13 protein-coding genes and 2 pseudogenes are annotated in these 21,550 nt (G+C 71.9%); 5 read left to right on the top strand and 10 right to left on the bottom strand.

Annotated features, from left to right (window positions below; genetic code table 11):
* Nucleotides 1–68 precede the first annotated feature (68 nt).
* The 5 genes and pseudogenes from ACFYO9_RS36685 to ACFYO9_RS36665 all read left to right on the top strand — a co-directional run.
* On the top strand, nucleotides 69–3,662 hold the full coding sequence (locus tag ACFYO9_RS36685) for a bifunctional glycosyltransferase family 2 protein/CDP-glycerol:glycerophosphate glycerophosphotransferase (protein ID WP_358778028.1): 3,594 nt from the start codon (nucleotides 69–71) through the stop codon (nucleotides 3,660–3,662).
* A complete protein-coding gene (locus ACFYO9_RS36680) occupies nucleotides 3,659–5,941 on the top strand; it encodes a CDP-glycerol glycerophosphotransferase family protein (RefSeq protein ID WP_358778029.1) in 2,283 nt (760 codons plus the stop codon). Before ACFYO9_RS36685 ends, ACFYO9_RS36680 begins: the two co-directional genes overlap by 4 nt.
* Nucleotides 5,938–7,614: a glycosyltransferase family 2 protein gene (locus tag ACFYO9_RS36675; RefSeq protein WP_358778030.1), complete on the top strand. Its 1,677-nt coding sequence runs from the start codon at nucleotides 5,938–5,940 to the stop codon at nucleotides 7,612–7,614. The genes ACFYO9_RS36680 and ACFYO9_RS36675 overlap by 4 nt, the downstream gene beginning before the upstream one ends.
* 377 nt (nucleotides 7,615–7,991) lie before the next feature.
* Nucleotides 7,992–8,504 carry a UTRA domain-containing protein gene (locus ACFYO9_RS36670; RefSeq protein WP_358778044.1) on the top strand — a complete coding sequence of 171 codons (513 nt, stop codon included), beginning with the start codon at nucleotides 7,992–7,994 and terminating at the stop codon, nucleotides 8,502–8,504.
* Nucleotides 8,501–8,629, top strand: a pseudogene (locus tag ACFYO9_RS36665) (GntR family transcriptional regulator); the annotation flags it as partial. The gene ACFYO9_RS36670 and the pseudogene ACFYO9_RS36665, both read left to right, overlap by 4 nt.
* A gap of 15 nt (nucleotides 8,630–8,644) precedes the next feature.
* Here the strand turns inward: ACFYO9_RS36665 and ACFYO9_RS36660 are convergent.
* From ACFYO9_RS36660 to ACFYO9_RS36615, 10 genes and pseudogenes are all read right to left on the bottom strand, one after another.
* Nucleotides 8,645–8,911: a hypothetical protein gene (locus ACFYO9_RS36660; RefSeq protein ID WP_388667089.1), complete on the bottom strand. Its 267-nt coding sequence runs from the start codon at nucleotides 8,909–8,911 to the stop codon at nucleotides 8,645–8,647.
* Nucleotides 8,908–9,171 (bottom strand): hypothetical protein, encoded by a 264-nt coding sequence (locus ACFYO9_RS36655; RefSeq protein WP_358778045.1) that lies wholly within the window; start codon nucleotides 9,169–9,171, stop codon nucleotides 8,908–8,910. The genes ACFYO9_RS36660 and ACFYO9_RS36655 overlap by 4 nt, the downstream gene beginning before the upstream one ends.
* Nucleotides 9,172–9,179: 8 nt before the next feature.
* On the bottom strand, nucleotides 9,180–9,665 hold the full coding sequence (locus ACFYO9_RS36650) for a hypothetical protein (protein ID WP_358778031.1): 486 nt from the start codon (nucleotides 9,663–9,665) through the stop codon (nucleotides 9,180–9,182).
* Nucleotides 9,666–9,759: 94 nt separating this feature from the next.
* On the bottom strand, nucleotides 9,760–10,971 hold the full coding sequence (locus ACFYO9_RS36645; RefSeq protein ID WP_355816677.1) for a helix-turn-helix transcriptional regulator: 1,212 nt from the start codon (nucleotides 10,969–10,971) through the stop codon (nucleotides 9,760–9,762).
* A gap of 84 nt (nucleotides 10,972–11,055) precedes the next feature.
* Nucleotides 11,056–12,603, bottom strand: coding sequence for a hypothetical protein (locus ACFYO9_RS36640; RefSeq protein ID WP_358778032.1), 1,548 nt, complete (start codon nucleotides 12,601–12,603; stop codon nucleotides 11,056–11,058).
* Complete coding sequence (locus ACFYO9_RS36635) at nucleotides 12,587–13,156, bottom strand: GtrA family protein (protein ID WP_358778033.1); 570 nt, start codon at nucleotides 13,154–13,156, stop codon at nucleotides 12,587–12,589. The genes ACFYO9_RS36640 and ACFYO9_RS36635 overlap by 17 nt, the downstream gene beginning before the upstream one ends.
* On the bottom strand, nucleotides 13,153–13,896 hold the full coding sequence (locus tag ACFYO9_RS36630; RefSeq protein ID WP_358778046.1) for a polyprenol monophosphomannose synthase: 744 nt from the start codon (nucleotides 13,894–13,896) through the stop codon (nucleotides 13,153–13,155). Before ACFYO9_RS36630 ends, ACFYO9_RS36635 begins: the two co-directional genes overlap by 4 nt.
* Nucleotides 13,897–14,069: 173 nt before the next feature.
* Nucleotides 14,070–15,146: pseudogene (locus ACFYO9_RS36625) on the bottom strand (sugar phosphate nucleotidyltransferase); the annotation flags it as partial.
* A 228-nt stretch (nucleotides 15,147–15,374) separates the two neighbouring features.
* On the bottom strand, nucleotides 15,375–20,324 hold the full coding sequence (locus ACFYO9_RS36620) for an NAD-glutamate dehydrogenase (protein WP_355816669.1): 4,950 nt from the start codon (nucleotides 20,322–20,324) through the stop codon (nucleotides 15,375–15,377).
* Between the two features lie 393 nt (nucleotides 20,325–20,717).
* Nucleotides 20,718–21,383, bottom strand: coding sequence for an HAD family hydrolase (locus ACFYO9_RS36615; RefSeq protein ID WP_358710171.1), 666 nt, complete (start codon nucleotides 21,381–21,383; stop codon nucleotides 20,718–20,720).
* Nucleotides 21,384–21,550: the final 167 nt, after the last annotated feature.

The raw sequence follows: 21,550 nt of genomic DNA, 5'->3' as shown, positions 1-21,550 counted from the left end.
ATCCCTTTTGTCGCATCAATACGCGGATCCTTACACTATGGGAGCGTTTAGCAACAGAAGGAGTACGCGTGCAGCCACGGCTGAGTGTTGTCGTCCCCGTCTACAACGTCGAGCTCTACCTCGACGAGTGCCTGGAGTCCCTGGCCGCCCAGACGTTCACGGACTTTGAAGTGCTCATGGTCGACGACGGGTCGACGGACGGCAGCGCTGTCATCGCGAAGGCCTTCGCGGCGGCCGATCCGCGCTTCCGGCTGATATCCCAGGAGAACAAGGGGCTGGGCGCGGCGCGCAACACGGGCGTGCGGGAGATGTCGCCGGACAGCGAGTACCTCGCGTTCGTGGACAGCGACGACACGCTGCCCGCCACGGCGTACGCGCTGATGATCGAGACGCTCGACGAGACCGGTTCGGACTTCGCGGCGGGCAACGTGACCCGCTTCCGCTCGGCCGGGCACGTCCAGTCGCCGGTGCACCGCGTGCCCTTCGCGGCGACCCGGCTGCGGACGCACGTGTCGAAGTTCCGGCCGCTGCTCACCGACCGTACCGCCTGGAACAAGGTCTACCGCCGCTCCTTCTGGGAGCGGCACGGTCTCGCGTACCCCGAGGCCATGCTCTACGAGGACGCGCCCGTCAGCGTCCCCGCGCACTACCTCGCCGACTCCGTCGACGTCCTGAGCGAGCCGATCTACAACTGGCGCGAGCGCGAGATCGGCGAGCGCTCCATCACGCAGAACCGCACCAACCCGCAGGGCCTCATCGACCGCGTGAAGTCGATCCGGATGGTCCGCGAATTCCTGCTCGCCCGGGTCGGCGGCGACCCGATGTACGCGGAGCACCTGCGGGTCTACGACCACAACGCGCTCGCCGAGGAGATCCCGCTCTTCTGGAAGGTGCTGCCCGGCTCGGACGCCGCCTACCAGGAGGCCTTCCTGGAGCACGTGGGCCGGCTCGTCCGCGAGATCGGCCAGGACGCGGTGCGGGCGCTGCACGTGCCGCACAAGCTGAAGCTGTACCTGACCGTGCACCGGCGCCTGGACGAGCTGATCGGGCAGCTGGAGTTCGAGAAGGAGCACCCCGGCTCGATCCCCGTCTCCGGGACGCTGCACCCGAAGGCCGACTACCCCTTCCTCGACCCCACCGACCCGATCCCGGACGCGGTGCTCCGCCTCGACCAGGAGCTGCGGCTGCGCAGCCGGCTCGACGAGGCCGCCTGGCACGACGGCAAGCTGTGGCTGTCCGGCTGGGCGTTCCCGCGCCAGCTGGGCGCCGAGTCGCGGAGCAAGGCGCTGAAGACGCTGATCCTGAAGGAGAAGGGCAGCCGTCGCAGGGTCGTCGTGCCCGCCCGCAGCCACCTCGACGCCGAGGCGACGGTGGCCTCCGGCGCTCAGTTCCGGCACGCCGACTGGGCGGGCTTTCGCGCCCTGCTGAACCCCGCGCGGCTGCGGCACCGCGGCACGTGGGTCGACGGCGTGTGGTACGTGCGGATCGCCGTGGCCGGCACCGGCTCCACGCCGCGGCGCGGGCCGCTGTACGGCGCGGGCACGGGCTCCGGCCAGACGCCGCCCGCGCACTGGGTGACCGAGGACGTCCGGGTGGCGCCGCAGATCCAGGACGGCGAGCTGGCCGTCCGCGTGGAGACGGCGCACGCCCGCGCCCTGGAGGTCCGCGCGGAGGGCTCCCGGCTCCTCGTACGCGGCATCCTGCGCACCGCCCCCGAGGGCGCGCCCCGGCTGCGCATGCGGCACCGCGAGTCCGGCACGATCCTGACGGTCCCGCTGGACCTCGGCGCCCCGCGGGAGGGCCGCGTCCCGTTCACGGCCCACGTGGACAAGGCGGCGCTGACGGAGGTCCGCGAGGACCACGAACGCCTCCGCCCGACCCAGGCGGAACGCTCGGTGGCGCGCTGGGACATGTCGGTGGAGGTGGTCGACTCCGCGGCGGCCGAACCCACGTCGACCCGTCTCGCCCTCATCCTGGACGACAGGGAAGGTTTCTCCGGCGCCCAGTTCGCGCAGGGGGACACCGCCCGTACCGTCTACGCCCGGCGCAGCCCGGGAGGCTACCTCCAGCTCTGCGACCAGCCCGTCCAGCCCCTGGTCGACCGCGTCAGCATGGACCCCGACGGCACCGTCACCCTCACCGGCAGCTACCCGGCCAGGGGCACCCACGAGCTCGCCCTCGTGCTCCGCCAGACCTGGTCCGGCCACGAGTACACGTTCCCGGCGACGGCGTCGGACGGCCGGTTCGAGGCACGCTTCGTGCCCGCCCCCGCCCACGCCCACGCGGGCGCGACCCCCCTGCGCGCGGGGTTCTGGTGGCCCTCCGTGCAGAAGCCGGACGGCTCCCGCACCGCCGTCCAGCTCGCCCCGCCCGCCCACGCCGACCTCCCCCTGGAGGTGACCGCGCACGGCAAGCGCGTCGAGCTGCAGGCCCGCCAGTACGACCAGCTCGCCCTGATGGCCCACTCCGAGCTGCGCCCCGAGGAGCGCAGCCGCCACCGCCAGACCCGGCTGCGCACCGAGGCCTACCCGGCCGCCCGCCACGAGCCGCTGCGCGAGGCCGTCCTGTACGACGTGTTCGGCGGCCGCATGTACGGCGACTCGCCGCGCGCCATCCACGAGGAGATGGTCCGCCGCGGCCTGCCCGTCGAGCACCTGTGGGTCGTCAAGGACGGCCAGTGCGACGTGCCGGCCACCGCGCGGGCGGTCCGCGTGCACAGCCCCGAGTACTACGAGGCGATGGCCCGCTCCCGCTACCTCGTCGGCAACACGCACTTCCCGCGCTGGCTGGAGCGGCGCGAGGGCCAGCAGATCGTCCAGACCTGGCACGGCACCCCGCTCAAGCGCATCGGCTTCGACTTCGACAACGACCACTTCGCGAGCACCCAGTACCTCCAGGACCTGGACCGCGAGCGCCACCAGTGGACGATGCTGCTCTCCCCCAACCGGTTCAGCACGCCGATCATGCGCAGCGCCTTCCGGTTCGGCGGCGACGTCGACGGCGAGCTCCTGGAGGCGGGCTACCCCCGCAACGACGTGCTGCTCGCCCCGGACCGCGCCAAGCGCGCCGAGGAGGTGCGCAGGACGCTCGGTCTGCCCGAGGGCAAGAAGGTCGTCCTGTACGCGCCCACCTGGCGCGAGGACAAGCAGCGCCACCGCGGCGGCTTCCTCCTCGACCTGCGCGTCGATCTGGAGAAGGCGCGGCACGAGCTGGGCGAGGACCACGTCCTGCTGGTCCGGCCGCACGCGCACATCGTGGAGCCGGTGCCGGGCGCGGGCGACGGCTTCGTGTGGGACGTGGCGAGCTACCCGGACATCATGGACCTGCTCCTGATCTCCGACGTCCTGGTCACCGACTACTCCTCGGTGATGTTCGACTTCGCCGTGACCGGCCGTCCGATGCTGTTCTTCACGTACGACCTGGAGCACTACCGCGACCGGCTGCGCGGCTTCTACTTCGACTTCGAGAAGCGCGCGCCGGGCCCGCTGGTCCCGACCTCCGACGACCTGATCCGCGCGCTGCGGGACCTGGACACGGTGAGCGAGCCGTACGCGCGGGCGTACGAGGAGTTCCGTGCCGAGTTCTGCGACCTGGACGACGGCGAGGCCGCGCGCCGCGTCGTCGACCGGATGCTCGCCCACCGAGGGACGGCCACCGCATGAGCACACGAGAGGGGGGCGCCACCGTGCCCGAGCAGAGTGAGAGCGCCGCACCCGGCCCCGGGGACGCCGGCGCGGGATGCGAGCTGAGCGTCGTCGTCCACGGCCGGAACGTCCAGGGCCACCTGGGCGCCTGCCTGGACGCGCTGGCCGCGCAGGCCTCGCCCGGCGTCGAGGTGATCGTCGCCGCGGTGGGCTCCGCCGCGCAGGCCGCCGCCGCGGGACGGCCCGGCGTCACCGTCGTACCACTGCCCGAGGGCACCGGCGACGGGGCGGCGCGCGCCGCGGGCGCCGAGCGGGCGGCCGGACGGTGGCTGCACTTCGTGCAGAGCAAGGACACCGTGCCGACCGGCGCGCCGCGCGCGGTCGCCGACCGCGTGGCCGAGCTCCCGGACGGCGTGGACGTCCTCGTCGTCGACCACGTCCGCTCGACGTGGCGGCACCAGGGGATGCCGGGCCCCGACGGCAAGCACCTGGCCAAGCAGGGCCGCCGCGACCTGCCGCTCGCGGACTGCCCGAACCTCCTGAAGGTCACGCCGCTGCTCGGCAACCGGGTGCTGCGGGCGGAGTTCTGGCGCGCGCACGCCGACCGGCTGGCCGTCGACGACGAGACGTTCGCCGCGTACGCCGCGCTGCTGCTCGCGGGCCGGCTCGCCGCGCTCGACCAGGTCGCCCTGAACGTACGGGAGTTGCGCCCCGAGAGCCTGCCGAAGGGCGCCCCCGAGGAGCGGTACGGCGTCATCGACCGCTACGAGTCGCTGCTGGGGCTCGCCGCCGACCGCGGCCTGCCGACGCCGCCGCGGGCCGCGCTCTACGACGTGATGGTCGGCCACTGCCTGCGCGTCGTCGCCCGCGAGAAGCTGCCCGACGCGGTGCGCAGGGAGTTCTTCCGCCGCGCGTCGAAGGCCGCCGTCGCCTGGCGTCCGGAGGGCCATCAGCGCCCCGGCGGTCTCGAAGGCGTGCGGCGCCGGCTCCTCGAAGAGGACGCGTACACCAGGTACCGCACCTTCCAGACGGCCAACCAGCAGCGGCGCAAGCTGCGTTCGGCGGTGGTCTCGCGCAAGCACAAGGTGGGGCTGAAGGTGCGCGACCTGCGCTACCGCCGGGCCCTGGAGCGCCCCGTCGACCCCGATCTGGCGGTCTTCACGGCGTACTGGGACCGGGGCGTGGCCTGCAACCCCGCGGCGATCGCCGCCAAGCTCGCCGAACTCGCCCCGCACATCCACCAGGTGTGGGTCGTCTCGGCCGCCAACGTGCCGCTGCTGCCGCCCGGCACCGACCACGTCGTGCCCGGCACGCCCCGCTACTGGGAGGTGATGGCGCGCGCCAAGTACCTGGTCAACAACGTCAACTTCCCCAACGCGGTGGTGAAGCGGCCCGACGCCGTCCACCTCCAGACCCACCACGGCACCCCGCTCAAGCGCATGGGCCTCGACCAGCTGGACTACCCGGCGGCCTCCAAGGGTCTCAACTTCCACAGCCTGCTGGCCCGCATCGACAAGTGGGACTACAGCGTCTCCGCGAACGGCCACTCCACGCAGATGTGGGAGCGCGCCTACCCCTCGCACTACACCTCGCTGGACCACGGCTACCCGCGCAACGACGTCTTCTACAGCGCAGGCGCCGCCGACGTCCGGGCGATCCGCGAGCGGCTCGGCATCGCGCCGGGCAAGCGGGCGATCCTCTACGCGCCCACCCACCGCGACTACGAGGCGGCCTGGACCCCGCGCCTGGACCTGGCGACCCTCGCCGACCGGCTCGGCGAGGACACCGTGCTGCTCGTGCGCGGCCACTACTTCTACGGCGGTACGGCCTCGCCGCTGGCCGGGCTGCGCCGCAGCGGCCGGGTCATCGACGTGTCCTCGTACGACCCGGTGGAGGAGCTGTCGCTCGCGGCGGACGCGCTGATCACGGACTACTCGTCGATCATGTTCGACTACGCCAACCTGGACCGCCCGATCGTGGTCTACGCCGACGACTGGGAGACGTACGCCAAGACGCGCGGCGTCTACTTCGACCTGATGGAGCAGGCGCCGGGCAAGGTGGCGCGCACCCAGGAGGAGCTGACGGAGCTGTTCACGTCCGGGGCGTGGCGCGACGACACGGCGGCCAAGGCGCGGCAGGCGTTCCGCAGGCGCTTCTGTGAGTACGACGACGGGCGCGCCGCCGAACGCGTCGTGCGCCGCGTCTTCCTCGGCGAGAGCGAGGACTCCCTGCCGCCCGTGATCCCGGTCGACGAGCGGACCCCGGCACCGACGCCCGAGGAGGCGATCCAGCGATGACCACCATCCCTGATGTCACCGTGACGGTCATCGTCTACAACGACGCGGAGCGGCTGCCGCGCGCGGTGGCCTCGCTGCGCCGCCAGACGCACGCCAACATCGAGATCATCGTCAGCGACGACCACTCGACGGACAACACCCCTGAGGTGGCCCGGCAGTTGGCGGCTGAGGACGAGCGCGTCAGTTATCTGCGGCTGCCCGAGAACAGCGGCGGCTGCAGCGCGCCGCGCAACCGCGCGATCGAGGTGGCCCGCGCCCCGTACCTGATGTTCCTGGACAGCGACGACGAACTGCCCGAGCGGGCGGTCGAGTTGCTGCTCGCGGCGCACCGGGAGCGGGAGGTGGACTTCGTGATGGGCGCGGTGGAGCGGGTCCGCGTCGACACGGGCCGCACCTCCACCTGGATGCCGCACCTGGTCGCCGAGCGCCGCACGGTGGAGGGCATCGAGGCGGAGCCGGCGCTGTTCTTCGAGCACCTGTCGACGAGCAAGATGTACCGCCGCGCGTTCCTCGACCGGTGCGACCTGCGTTTCCCGGAGGGCATCCACTACGAGGACCAGCTCTTCTCGGCCCAGGCGTACTGCCTGGCGCGGGCGTTCACGATCATTCCGGACCCCGTCTACCGCTGGTACATAGCCCCGTACGAGGCGGCGGAGTCGGCGTCGATCTCCAATCAGCGCCACAAGCTGACGAACGTCCGCGACCGCATCCACGTGCAGCGGCTGATCGACGACTTCCTGACGTCGAGCGGGCACGAGGGCGTGCGGGAGGCGAAGGACTACAAGTTCCTCAAGCACGACTTCCGGATGTACGCGGGTGACCTGCCGTTCCGCGACGAGGAGTGGCTGGCCGGCTTCGCGGAGACGGTGAACCCGTATCTGGCTGGGCTCGCCCCGGGCGCGTACGCGCGTCTGCCCCGCGCCGAGCGGGTCGTCCTCCAGCTGGTCCGCGACGGCCGCCTCGCCGAGGCGCAGTTGGCGGCGCGGGGTCTGGGGCACGGGGTCGCGCCTCGCGAGACGTCGATGGACGCGGAGGGGCGCGTGTACTGGGGGCCGGAGGTCCCCGCCTCGGCGGCGGCCCGCACGGAACTCGACCTCACCGACCAGGGGTTGGACTCGCGCCCGTTCCCGAGCGCGCAGTTCCGGCACGAGATCACGCGCGTGGAGCGGGGTCCCGGCGCCTCGGTCGACCTAACGGTACGAACGTACGACCCGGGCCTGCGCCTGCCGGTGGGCCCGCAGGTGGCCACGGTTCTCATCGCCCCGGGGCGGCACCGCATGAAGACGCCGTTCCGTCTGAACCCGGTGCGTCCCGGTGTCTTCGAGGGCTCGGTCCGCCTGGACCTGGCGGCGGCGCAGCTCCCCTTGAACGGCTTCGCGGGGACGCGCCACCCGGTGCTGCAGCTGACGTCGGGCCAACTCCGCAACACGGCCCTGCTGTTGGCTCCGCTGACCTTCCCCACGCTGCGGGCCCGGGTGGACTACCGGGGCGGCGCGCTCCCGCACGAGGTCACGGTGGAACCGGAGGGCCGCGCCTCGGGCCGCCTCCAACTCCGCTGGACCCCGGTGGGCGTGACGTCCCGGGTGATACGCCCGCTGGCCCGCAGGGCGGGAGCGAAGGCGGGCTCCCGAGTCCGCAGGGCGGCCCGCCTGGCGGCGAGCCTGGCGCGCTGACGTCGCCGTGAGCGGAGGCGGCGCCCCTGTGCGGCCGCCTCGGCTCGAGCGACGGCCACACACCATGTGACCGCCCCGGCACGGACGACTGCCACACACCACCCGGCCGCTACCCGCCGGCGCGCCGCCCTTCCCCGCCCACCACCCCCGCCACCCGGCTCGACCGTCACCCCCTCAGGCACCGCCCACCTCCGCCCACCTCCGCCCACCTCCGCCCACCTCCGCCCATCAGAGCAGAGCTTGTCGCCCAGCCGTTCCGCACGGTCCCGCAGGGAGCAGCAAGGTGTGCCTAACGTACAAAGTGCAAGGTCTCACCATCACCGGCCAACCGGGAGGACACCGTGAGCGACAGTGCCGGCACGTGGGTCAGCACCTCGATGCCGTACCTGAAGCCCCGCGAAGAGGGCCAGCCCGACGCGTGGGGCGCTGAGGCCGCGGCGCGCGGAGGCAAGGGCACTCAACGCATCGCACACGCGGGCGAGGTGCCGGCGCCGCCGGACGTGGCCGACCTGCTCGGGATCGCCGAGGGAAACCCGGTCGTGGTGCGCCGACGCGTCATCGAACTGGACGGTGAACCGTGCGAACTGACGGACACCTACTACCCCTGCGACATCGCGCGCGGCACGCCTCTCGCCGAGACGGGCAAGATCCGCGGCGGAGCCGTGACCCTCCTCGCCCGGCTCGGCCACATCGGCGTGCGGGTCCGCGAAGACGTGACCGCCCGCATGCCCGACGCCGACGAACGCGAGATCCTGCGCCTGAAATCCGGTGAACCGGTCCTCCGGCTGAGCCGCGTGACGCTGGACCGCGAAGACAGGCCGGTCCAGGCCGACTTGATGGTCATGCCCGCACGCCGCCAACAGCTGCGCTACGAGATCAGGATCGGATGACAGTGCCCCACAGCGATGCCGACGCCGCCGACCAGCGCTCCCTGCACGAGCGGATCGCCGCGGACCTCCGCGACGAGATCATGAGCGGCGAACTGGCGGCGGGCGCCAAGCTGCCCTCGCCCGCACCTCGGTGCCTGCCGTCACATCTCCTCCTTGATCGCTCTCATGTCCCGGCCGCACGCCTGGACGCGCACCATGTGATCGAGCTCGGCGACGCACGGACCACACCCATACACGTCGCCCGCCGCTCCCGGGGTGTGCACGGAACCCACCCACAGCACGCGCACGCCTTCGCGTCGGCAGTACAGCCAACAGGCCCCGACCACCCACGCGTTGCCGTCATCGGTCTGTGCGACGAGCGGCCACGCATCGCGCCACGGGCGCGCGGCGGCCGGATGGAACGTCACCCCTTGCCCTCGTACGCCCCCGACAGCGCGGCGGGCTCCCTCAGCGGCCGCAGCACCGCGTAATCCCCGAAGTTGCGGCGGTAGCGCCGGTGCCGCGTCTCCTGCGTGTGCCTGCGCTGCCACTCCTCGACCGGCTCCGGCGCACCGTACGAGCCGGACTCGGCCCCGCACTCGGTCTCGTCGCCGGACACGCACCGGGCCTCGTACTCCGGCTCCGCCGACTGGTCCTGCTCGATGACGAACGGGACGTAACGGAACACGCGCCGCGTCACCGTGCCACCCCCCGCCTCCCGCGCATGGCGTCCTTGACGTGCAGGAACCCACCGGCCCTCTCGATCTCCCGCGCCACCTCGTCGTACTCCTGCGGCACCGGCGAGATCATCGAACGCCACGCGGTGAGAACCGCCCCCGCCTCGCCCCGCTCGATCCCCTCGACGGCCCGCCCAAGCCCCGCACGGCCCCGCGGCGGCAGCAGCCCCGTGCGCTCCTCGACCACCTCCGTGATCTCCCACCCGAACGCCTCGGCATACGCCACGCACTCCTCGCGGGGCGCCGTCACATCCGTACCGGCGGCCCCGGACAGGTAGATCACACAACGGAACCGCTCTATCCTCGCGGCCTCGTCCCGCACGTTGGCCTCGCCCGGCGCGACGCCCGCCGCCGCGTCGGCGAGCGCCTGACGCCGCCGCACGTCCCCCTCGCTACGACGAGCCGCGCGCGGCTCCTGCCCTTGATCACGTTCGCTGCTGACCATGCGTCCATGGTGTCGGAGCGCTCACGCAGAGTGAAGAGACGGGGAGTCGGATCGGGCGGAGCGACCCTGCTCCGACTCCTACGTCCCGTAGGGCCTACGCGATCAACGGCATGCCGATCAACTCGCTGATGGTGCGCACGCGGGCCGTGGACACCTTTGCCAGGCGCTTGCCGATGACGCCGGGCAGCGCCTGGTGCTTGACCCATTCCGGGGCGTCGAGCGCGACCTCGACGAGGGTCTCCGCCGCCTGGTCGTGCAGGCCGACGGCACACTGGGCGAGGGCGACGTCGAGCTTGTACCGGTTCCGGGCGACCTTTGACATGGACTTGGGGAGCTTCCGCATGTCGGGCTGGGCGGCGAGGTCCAGCGCGCGCCCGTAGCTCTTCAACGCGACGTGGATCCCGACCGCCTCGGTCTTGGCTGCCGTGGGGCCGAAGCTGGTCCCGTACAGCTTCTCCTCCCGGCCCAGCCTCGCCGCCGCGGCATGCGCCTGCGAGATGTAGTCGTCGGCCGCGCTCTCGTCCTCGCGCCTCGACGCCGCGACGGCCGCCGAGATCATCAGCCGCCCGTACGCGAGCAGTTGGGGTCGTGACCCGCTGCTGAACGACGGTTCGATCGCCAGTGCCGCCCGTTCGGCCACGGCCACGGCACGAGGCAGCTTGGCGCCCCGCAGGTAGATCCAGGACAGCGTGGATTCGAGCAGCGCCGTCATCACGGGGTCGTCGACGTCCTTCGCGAGGTGCTTCGCCGACGTGAGCGCACTCAGCGCGAGGTCACGGTGGCCGAAGCCGGTGGAGCACGACGCGGCCACACGGTACGTGCTGGCGAGGATCGAGCCCAGCCGCGTACGCTCCGCGCCCGTGGCGGCGGTGTACCTGACCTGCCCCTCCAGGAGGACCTTCGCGGCATACCCGCTCACGCTCGCGGTGTCACTCGCCCAGTAGGCCGCCCATGCGAGGTCGCGGACCTCGCTCAGCTCCTCGACGGTGCTCGGGTCGTCGATGCCCTCCCACTCGCCGAGGGCGCTCTCGTGGACGGCGTCGGACAGTTGACGCAGGGCGGCGCGGACGTCCCGGTTCATGCCCCGCCGGGGGGCCTGCTGGCCAAGAATCACGGACACGTCCGTGTTCAACGCGTGGGCGAGACGGAGGAGCGAGCCCACCGACAGCTCACCCCGGTTCTGTTCAGCCTTCTGCACCAGCGCCAGGGACAGCCCCGCCGCCTCCGCGAGGCCCTGCTGCGTCAGGTCGGAACCCCGCAGATGCTTGATGCGCTTACCAGTTGTCAGGTCGGCCCAGTCGCTCACGGTCACCCCAGTGGGTCTTGCTCGGGCTGCTGAACTCCCATGGTAGGCCTCAACTCCCGTACGGCCAGGGCGAACACCGCCCTCTCACCCCCGCACCTCGTACAACACCTGCCCCCTCGGCCCGGTGGCCGCCCGCCTCAGCGCGGGGTCGTCCGCCGGCAGCCCACCATCGCTCGGGTACGCCACGACCCACCGCACCCCGTACCTCCGCAGGATGTCCAGGCGTGCCGCGCGCGGGGTCGACGGCGCGAAGTACGCGCGGACCGCCGCCACCCGCTCCTCCTGGTCGGGGAGGAAGAAGTCCGGGTAGCCGGGGGCCACCGTGTAGGGGCCGTACGCGGGGATCTGGCGGGACGGGAACGTCTTGGCGAGGACCACGTCCCCGTACCGCACCTGCGGGGTGATCCAGCGGTAACCCGGCCACGGGGGACGGTACTTGGCGGCGACCGGCGCCGGCAGCGCATCGCGCGGCACCACGTAACCCAGCGTGCCCGCCTGCGTCCACGCGCCGAGGAGCAGCGCCGCTCCCAGCAGCCAGGCGAACCCGCGCCGCACGCCCGCGCGCCCCGCCCCGAAGACCTCCAGGGCCACCGCGAGCTGCGCCGGGATCAGCGCCGCCGGCAGCACCCTGCCCCACGAGTAGTGGCCGGTCAGGCCGCCCGCCGCGAACATCGCGGCGCCGAGCAGGAAGAAGAGGGCCAGGGGGTCCCTGCGGTCGCGGCGCCATCGCAACGCCAGCGCGGGGACGCCCAGGAGCAGAGCCAGACCGAAGTGCGACAGCAGGTGCCGGTAGAGGGAGCGGTGGATCTCCTCCAGGTCGCCCACGCCGAGCAGGTCGAAGAAGGAGTAGTACGGCCACGCCAGCAGGACGGCCAGCCCCAGCGCCAGGGCGCCGGCCAGCCGCAGCAGCACACCCCGCGTGGGCCACGGCCGCGCCCCCAGCACCATCGCGAGGCCCCCGAACGACGCGACCACACCGGTGAATTGGTGGCTCAGGAGGATGACCGACCACAGCACACCGAGGCCGAGGAAGCCGGGCCACCCCGCGCCCCGCCACCCCGCACCCCGCCGCCCCGCACCCCGCAGGGCCCTCCGCAGCAGCGCCCAGAAGTGGAAGGAGAGGCCGAGCGCGAACGTGCTCGGGTACGAGACCGTCAGGGCAAGGGAGTTGAGGCCGAGGAAGCCGCTCCAGGTGAAGAGGCCGGGGCCACAGAGGAGCAGCAGGCAGAGCAGGGCGAGCAGGGCCGGCGCGATCGCCCCGCGCCGGTCGGTGAGGGTGCCGACGAAGTGCCGTACCCCCGTCACCAGCAGCGCGAGCCCCGCCACCGCCGCTACCCGCAGCACCGCGAAGGCGGACAGGCCGGTGACCTTGGCGAGGCAGCCGAGCAGCAGCGTCCAGGGCGAGTAGTACGGGCTCGGGGTGTCCGCGTCGACCAGGGGATTGCCCGGGTCGGCGAGGTCGTGGCGCAGCCGTTCGATCGTCGCCGCGTGGATGCCGAGGTCGCCCGCCCACGGCAGGCGGACGATCACCAGGAGGAGCAGGACGAGGAGGAGGAGAGCCGGGGCGGCCAGGGCGGCCAGGGCGGCGGCCCGCGCGGACGGCCGTATGACCGCGTTAGTGGCGACGCGCATCGTGCTGGAAGACCCACGTCCGGCAGACCAGGAAACGGAACGCCGAGGCCAGGACGATCGAGAGCGCCTTGGCGATGTTCGAGCCGAGCGGCCCGTCCATGCCCGCGCCTTGGTACGCCGCGTAGAACAGGACGCTCTCCATCGCCACGCCGATCCCGCTGAAGACGAAGAAGAGCGCGATCTGCCGCTTCGTGCGGGAGGCGCGGTCCCGGTACGTGAAGAAGCGGAACCCCAGGTAGTTGGTGCCCATGGCGACGCAGCTGGCCAGCACGGTCGCCGTCATCGGGCGGGAGCCCAGGCCGTGCAGGAGGAGGTTGAAGACGACGAGGTTCACGGCGACGCCGCTGCCGCCGACCAGGCCGAACTTCACCAGCTCGACGCAGAGCGCGCGCAGCCGCGCGAGGGGGAAGCGGGGCGCGGGGGGCGCGGGGGGCGCGGGGGGCGCCAAGGAGGTGGCGGGCGGCGCGGTGGCGGGCGCGGGCCGCGTCTCCTGCAAGGTGGGGGGCGTCTCCTGCAAGGTGGAGGGCGTCTCCTGCAGCGTGGGGGGCGTCATCGGCGTGCCTCCGCGCCCCGGTGGCCGGCTCTCGCGCCGAGCCGCAGCTTCCACGGCATGACGATCGACTCCAGCTGCACCATCAGGTTCATCTTCGACTCGCCGATCGTGCGGTCCTCGAAGTGGATCGGCACCTCCATGACGCCGAAGCCGCGCCGCACCGCCCGGTACTTCATCTCGACCTGGAAGCTGTAGCCCGCGCTGTCCACCGAGGCCAGGTCGATGGCGCGCAGCGTGTCGGCGCGCCACAGGTTGAAGCCGCCGGTGATGTCGCGGACGCGGGTGCCAAGGATGGTGCCCGCGTAGGCGTTGGCCCAGCGGGAGAGCAGTTTGCGGTGGACGCCCCACGCGTCGGAGAGCGTGCCGCCCTGCACGTACCGGCTGCCGATGACGACGCCCGCGTCGGTGGCGAGGGCGACGCCGAGCAGCTCGGCGGCCTTGGCCACGGGGTGGCTGCCGTCGGCGTCCATCTGCAGGACGTAGTGCGCGCCCTCGGCGACGGCCTGCGCCATGCCGGCCGCGTAGGCCCGGCCGAGGCCGTCCTTCTCGGTGCGGTGCAGGACGCTCATGCGGGCGCTGCCGTACCGCTCGGCGAAGCGTTCGGCGATCTGTCCCGTGCCGTCCGGGCTGGAGTCGTCGACGACGAGCAGGCGCAGGCCGGGCAGCGGGAGCGCCATCAGGGCCTCCGCCATGCCGGGCAGGCTGCCCGCTTCGTTGTACGTGGGCATGACGACGGTCATCGGGGTCGCGGCCCAGTCCTCGGGCAGCCGCTCGGCGAGGCCCTCCGCGCTCTCGGGGAGGTTCTCCGACGCGCCAGGGGTCTTTGACGCGTCCTTGGGGAGGTTCACGGTCACAGCTCAAGCCCTTCGATGGTCGGCGATGGCGACGTGAGAGACGAGGCATCCGGTGACACGTCCGGCGAGAAGCGGAGCGCCCCGTCGGGCAGGACCGCCGCGCACCACACCCGCGCCCCGGTCCGCAGTTCGTTGTCGGCGCCCACCCGCGCGCCGTCCCCGACGACCGCGCCGTCGAGGACCGTACGGCGTCCGACGCGGGCCCCCGCCCCGATCAGGCTCCGGCGGATCCGCGCGCCGGCCGCGACCTCCGCGCCGCCGAGCACGACCGAGCCGTGCACGACCGCGCCGGCCCCGATGCGCGAGCCCGCGCCCACCACGGTGCCGGCGGCGAGCCGGGCGTCCGGGGCGACCTCGGCGCCGGGCAGGACCAGCGACTCGCCGTGCTCCCCGGGCAGCGCGGGCGAGGTGATGACGCCGCGTACGAGGTCGGCGGAGGCCTGGACGAGCGCCTCGGGGCGGCCGAGGTCCAGCCAGTACGTGTCCGCCACCTGCCCGTGCAGATACGCGCCGGAGGCGAGCAGCGCGGGGAACGTCTCGCGCTCCACGGAGACGGCACGGCCACGCGGGATGGTGTCGATGACGGAGCGCCGGAAGACGTACGCGCCCGCGTTGATCTGGTCGGTGACGATCTCCTCGGCGGTCTGCGGCTTCTCGGTGAAGGCGAGGACGCGCCCGCGCTCGTCGGTCGGTACGAGTCCGAAGGCGCGGGGATCGTCGACGCGCGTCAGATGCAGCGTGACGTCGGCGTCCCGCCGCACGTGGCCCTCGATCAGGCCGCGGATGTCGACGCCGCTGAGGATGTCGCCGTTGAGGACGAGGACGGGCGCCTCACCGGCGCCGGTGAGGCGCGCGGCGGCGTGCCGGATGGCGCCGCCGGTGCCGAGGGGCTCGTCCTCGACGACGTACTCCAGGCGCAGGCCGTACGCGGATCCGTCGCCGAAGTGCGGTTCGAAGACCTCGGCGAGGTAGCAGGTGGCCATCACGACGTGCTCGACGCCGGCGGCCTTCAGGCGCGCGAGCTGGTGCGCGAGGAAGGGGACCCCGGCCGCGGGGACCATCGGCTTCGGCGTGTGGACCGTGACCGGCCGCAGCCGGGTGCCCTGCCCGCCGACCAGCAGAATGGCTTCCGTCATCGCCCTGTCGCGACCTTCCTGCGTTCTTCCCGCGCTGCGGATCTCGTACCGTCGTCAGACAATCTCACCCACCTTAGCCCGAATGTCTGAATTGATGGGGTATGGCGAATCTCATCACCCATTCCGCGCCACCCGGGCAACCGATTTGCCCGCCGAAGACTCAGGGACGCACAAGGGGGCGCCCCTGAGCCGACCGGCTCGGGGCGCCCCCTTGTCGCCTAGCAGAAATCAGGAGTGCGTGCGAAGGAGCGTCCGCATCGTCCGCATCGCCACCGACAGATTCGCCAGGTCGAACGCGTCCGAGCTCTGGATCTCCTCCAGCGTCGTCCGCGCCCGGCTCAGGATCGGCGCGTTCTTCTCCTCCCACGCCTTGAACCGTTCCTCCGGCGTGGAGGTGCCGTTGCCCGCCGCGAGGATGTCCGCGGTCAGCGCGGCGTGCGCCGCGTACAGGTCCTCGCGGATGGAGGCGCGGGCCATGGACTGCCAGCGGTCGGCCCGCGGCAGCTCGATGATGCGGTCCATCAGCTGGGTGATGGCAAGCCGGTCGGCGAGGTCGTAGTAGACCTCGGCGACGGCCATCGGCTCCTTGCCGGTGCGCTCCGCGACCGCGACGATGTCGAGCGCCGGGAAGGCGGAGGAGAACCCGGCGACGCGCTGGGCGAGTTCGTCGGGAACGCCCGCGCCGGTCAGCTCGTCGCGGATGCCCTGGTACCACTCCTGGTCGGAGCCGCGGAGCAGCCGCGGCAGCTCGGCCCAGACCTCGGCGACGCCCTCGCTGAAGAAGTCGATCGTCTCGGCGAGCTGGAGCGGCTGCGGCCGGTTGTTGAGCAGCCAGCGCGCACCGCGCTCCACCAGGCGGCGCGAGTGCAGCCGGATCCGGGTCTGGACGTCCGCGGCGACGACATTGTCGAGCGCCTCGACCGCGTCCCAGACCTCGCTGAGGCCGAAGATCTCACGGGCGGCCAGCTGGGCCCGCACGATCTCCTCCAGCGAGGCGCCCGTCTCCTCCCGCAGCCGGTGCAGGAAGGTCGAACCGCCGCTGTTGACCGTGTCGTTGACGAGGACGGTCGTCACGATCTCGCGGCGCAGCGCGTGCGCGTCGACCTGCTCGGGGAACCGCTCGCGCAGCGCCTTCGGGAAGTACGCGTGCAGCAGCCGCTGCAGGTACGGGTCGTCGGGCAGCGTCGTGTGGATCAGCTCGTCCGCCGCCGTGATCTTCGTGTACGCGAGGAGCACGGCGAGCTCCGGCTGCGACAGGCCGCGCGAGGAGTTGAGCAGCTCGCGGATCTGCCGGTCGTTCGGCAGGAACTCCAGGCCCCGGTCGAGGTGGCCCTGCTTGCCGAGCCTGCGCATGAAGCGCTGGTGGGCGTGGAGCAGGGACGGCGACTGGGCGACGGCGTTGGCCAGCGCGGTGTTCTGCGCGTAGTTGTTGCGCAGCACCAGGTGGCCGACCTCGTCGGTCATCTCGGCGAGCAGCTTGTTGCGCTGCTTGACGGTCATGTCGCCGTCGGTGACGACCGCGTTGAGCAGGATCTTGATGTTCACCTCGTGGTCGGAGGTGTCCACGCCCGCGCTGTTGTCGATGGCGTCGGTGTTGCAGCGTCCATGAGAAGCGTGGCCGCCCGCGCGCGCGAACTCGATGCGGCCCAGCTGGGTCAGACCGAGGTTGCCGCCCTCGCCGACGACCTTCACGCGCAGGTCCTGGCCGTCCACGCGGATCGCGTCGTTGGCCTTGTCGCCGACGTCCGCGTTGGACTCGGCCGACGACTTCACGTACGTACCGATGCCGCCGTTCCACAGCAGGTCGACCGGCGCCTGCAGGATGGCCTTCATCAGGTCGGCCGGGGTCATCTTGGCGATCTTGCCCTCGATGCCGAGGGCCTCGCGGATCTGCGCGTTGAGCTGGATCGCCTTGGCGCTGCGCGGGAAGATGCCGCCGCCCGCGGAGAGCAGCTCCTTGTCGTAGTCGGCCCAGGAGGAGCGCGGCAGGTCGAAGAGGCGGCGGCGCTCGGCGTACGAGGTGGCGGCGTCCGGCCTCGGGTCGATGAAGATGTGCCGGTGGTCGAAGGCGGCGACCAGGCGGATGTGCTCGGAGAGCAGCATGCCGTTGCCGAACACGTCGCCGCTCATGTCGCCGACGCCGACGACCGTGAAGTCCTCGGACTGGGTGTCGGTGCCGAGCTCACGGAAGTGCCGCTTGACGGACTCCCAGGCGCCGCGGGCGGTGATGCCCATGCCCTTGTGGTCGTAGCCGGCCGAGCCGCCGGAGGCGAAGGCGTCGCCGAGCCAGAAGTCGTAGGACTCGGCGACCTGGTTGGCGATGTCGGAGAACGTCGCGGTGCCCTTGTCGGCCGCGACCACCAGGTAGGTGTCGTCCTCGTCGTGGCGCACGACGTCCGCGGGCGGCACGACCTCGCCGGCCACCAGGTTGTCGGTGATGTCGAGCAGCGCCGAGATGAACGTCTTGTAGCAGGCGACGCCTTCCGCCAGCCACGCGTCGCGGTCCTCGGAGGGGTCGGGGAGCTGCTTGGCGACGAAGCCGCCCTTGGCGCCGACCGGCACGATGACGGTGTTCTTCACCATCTGCGCCTTGACCAGGCCGAGGATCTCCGTGCGGAAGTCCTCGCGCCGGTCGGACCAGCGCAGACCGCCGCGCGCGACCTTGCCGAAGCGCAGGTGGACGCCCTCGACGCGGGGCGAGTACACCCAGATCTCGTACGCGGGGCGGGGCGCCGGCAGGTCGGGGATGGCCTGCGGGTCGAACTTCATGGAGACGTAGTTGTGCGGCTTCCCGCTCTCCGTCTTCTGGAAGAAATTCGTCCGCAGCGTCGCCTTGATGACGGTGAGGAAGGAGCGCAGGATGCGGTCCTCGTCCAGCGAGGCGACCTGGTCGAGCGCGCCGTCCAGCTCCTCCAGGAGTCCGTCGGTCAGCTCGGTGCCGGCGCGCTGGCGGTCCGGCGACATCCGCGCCTCGAAGAGCGAGACGAGCAGCCGGGTGGTGTGGACGTTGTTGAGGAGGGTGTCCTCCATGTAGTCCTGGCTGAACGTCGATCCTGCCTGGCGCATGTACTTGGCGTAGGCGCGAAGGACCATCGCCTGGCGCCAGTTGAGCCCGGCGCGCAGCACCAGCGAGTTGAACCCGTCGACCTCGGCGGCGCCGGTCCAGGCGGCGGCGAAGGCCTCCTGGAAGCGCTCGCGGCCGTCGTCGCCGAGGTAGTCGCCGTTGCCGTGCGGGGACTTGGGCATGCGAAGCCCGAAGTCGTAGATCCACGCATGCGTACGGTCCGCGCAGCGCAGCTCGTACGGACGCTCGTCGGTGACCTCGACGCCGAGGCGCTGCAGCACGGGCAGCACGGCGGAGAGGGAGACCTGCTCGCCGGTGCGGTAGATCTTGAAGCGGCGCTCGCCGGGTCCGGCGCCGACCGGCTCGTACAGGGAGAGCGCGAAGTCCTGCTCGCCCTGGCTGAGCTGCTCCAGGTGCTGGAGGTCGGCGACGGCGGCGCGCGGCGTGTGGTCGGCCTTGTAGCCCTCGGGGAAGGCGTGGCCGTACCGGCGGATCATCTCGGCGGCGCGCTCCTCGCCGCACTCGGCGGTGAGCGCCTCGGCGAAGCCGTCGGCCCAGGAGCGGGCGGCGTCGACGAGCCGTCCCTCGATGCGCTCGACGTCGGCGTCGGAGAGGTCGGGGACCTCGCCGCCCTTGGGCACCCGGACGACGAAGTGGATGCGGGAGAGGATCGACTCGGTGTTCCAGGCGGTGAAGTCGACGCTGGCGCCGTTCAGCTCCTCCTTGAGGATGTCGATGAGCCGCAGCCGGACGCCGGTGGTGTAGCGGTCGCGCGGCAGGTAGACGAGCGCGGAGTAGTAGCGCCCGTACTCGTCCTTGCGCAGGTAGAGCCGGAGCCGGCGGCGCTCCTGCAGGTACAGGACGCTGGTGACGATGGACCGCAGCTCGTCCGCCGGGGTCTGGAAGAGCTCGTCGCGCGGGTAGGTCTCCAGGATCTGGAGCAGGTCGCGCCCGTCGTGGCTGTTGGCGGAGAAGCCGGCGCCCTTGAGCACCTCGGCGACCTTCCGGCGGATGACCGGCACGCGCCGCACGGACTCGGTGTACGCGGCGGACGAGAAGAGCCCGAGGAAGCGCCGCTCGCCGACGACGTTGCCCTCGGCGTCGAACTTCTTCACGCCGACGTAGTCCAGATACGAGGGCCGGTGGACGGTGGCCCTGCTGTTGGCCTTGGTCAGGACGAGGAGCCGGTGCTCACGGGCCTTCGCGCGGGCGTCGGCGGGCAGCCGGTTGAAGGACGGGCTGACCGGGTGGTGGTCGTCGCCGTCGTGCTGGGGGTCGGCGCGCAGGACGCCGAGACCGGTGCCGGGGACGGCGGCGAGCGAGTCGTCGTCCGTGAGGTCGTACTCACGGAAGCCCAGGAAGGTGAAGTGGTTGTCGGCGAGCCAGCGGAGCAGCTCGCGGGCCTCCTCGACCTCCTGGTCGGGCAGGTCGCCCGCGGTGGGCTCGGCGGGCAGCTCGTCGGCGATGCGCAGCGCGGCGTCGCGCATCTTCTCCCAGTCCTCGACGGTCTCGCGGACGTCGCTGAGGATCCGCAGCAGATCGGCGGTGATCTGCTTCAGGTCCGCGCGGTCCGTCTCGCGGTCCATCTCGACGTGGATCCACGACTCGACGAGGGCGTCGTGCGGCAGCTCGGCGCCGGCCTCGCGGCCCAGCACCTCCAGGAGCTTTCCGGTCAGATCACGGCGCACCACGACCTGCGGGTGGATGACGACGTGGATCCCGCGCCCCTGCCGGGACAGCTCGTTCGTCACGGAGTCGACGAGGAAGGGCATGTCGTCGGTGACCACCTCGACGACGGAGTGGCTGCACGTCCAGCCGTTCTCCTCGACCGTCGGGGTGTGGACCCGCACGTTGGCCGTCCCCTGGGGGCGGTTCTCGGCGAGGCGGTAGTGGGAGAAGGCGGCTCCGAAGACGTCGACCGGGTCGCGGTCCGCCAGGTCCTCGGGGGCGGTGTGCAGGTAGTAGCGCTGGAGGAACGCGAGAGCCATGTCCTGGTCCGGCGTGGCCTCGCTCGTCGTCCCGGTCGGGAGGTGTCCCCCGGCCGGGCTGTTCTCAGCTACCCGGGCGGCCCGTGCGAGCAGCTCGGCCTTGGCTTCGTCCAGCTTGGTCTGCATTGTCCTCTGACTCCTGTCGCGCGCCGTTGCGTGACGTAGAAGGAAGTGATGTGCCGTAACGCCGCGGCACGGGGTCTCCGGCCGTCTTCGACGTTATGCCGCGGTGATGGGAGAGCGGACAGCTTTCCGCCATTTTCAGCGGTTCCACTGACCGATGGCTCGCCCGGCCCGGTCGGCCGCACCGCGAAGAAGCGTCAGCGAGGGCCCGGGCACGGTGGTCCGTGTTCCCCGGGCGCAGGGCGGAGGCGTCGATGCCTCCGCGGGATATCGCGCTGATCACGGGACAAGGCTATCGCTCCGCACCGGGCAGCCGTCATGAGCCGTATGTGTACAAAAGCAGGGGGCGAACTTTGACAGTCTGCACAGTGCGCCCGCCCGCTCGGCCCGCACCCCTCAGCCGACCAGCCGCTCCGCCACATCCACGGCCTCGGCCAGACTGTCCACGACGGGCACCCCGGCGAGCTCCAGGCTCGCCCGGCTGTGCGATCCGCCGGTGTAGAGCACGGCGCGCGCACCTACGTGCGCGGCGGCGACGGCGTCGTCGAGGGCGTCCCCGATCACCACGACCCGGTCGACGTCCACCCCCTCCAGCTCGGCGAGGTGGCGCACCATCCGCTCGGCCTTGCCGTCGTGGGACGCGTCGGTCCGCCCGTCGACCCGTACGAAGTACTCGTGAATGCCGTGCCTGCGCACGATCGGCACCAGGTGCTCGTGCGGGGCGAGCGACAGCAACGACTGCGTCCGCCCGTCGGCCCGCCGCCCGGCCAGCAGCTCACAGGCCCCCTCGGCCAGCGAGCAGGTGTCCACCCGCGTCCAGTAGTGCTTGTGGAAGACGGTGTCCATGACCTGCCACTCGGCGTCGCTCGGCAGCCGCCCCATCAACCGCTCGTAGAACCGGGGCACGGGCACGCAGTACAGATCGCGGTACCGCTCCAACGTGATCGGTTCGAGCCCGAGCTCCGCGAAGGACGCGTTCGTGGCGTCGATCACCGCATGAATGTCATGCAGCAGCGTCCCGTTCCAGTCCCACACGATATGCGCCCCACGCAGCATCTTCATACAAAAACGCTACCCTCTCCCGCCCCCGAGGAGGGGGGTGCCCCGGCGCCTCGGAATCCACCGGCCGGCACGCGCGTACGAGACGGGAGGGGACGTGGGGGTATGTGCGCACGGAGCACCGAGCACGCTGTAGCAATGTTGTCCGCGAGGCGTGGCGAACAGTGGAT

The organism is Streptomyces sp. NPDC005863 (assembly GCF_042871345.1).
Classification (GTDB): domain Bacteria; phylum Actinomycetota; class Actinomycetes; order Streptomycetales; family Streptomycetaceae; genus Streptomyces.
The sequence above is the reverse complement of the archived record's forward strand: the minus strand, read 5'-3'. Positions and strand labels throughout refer to the sequence as shown.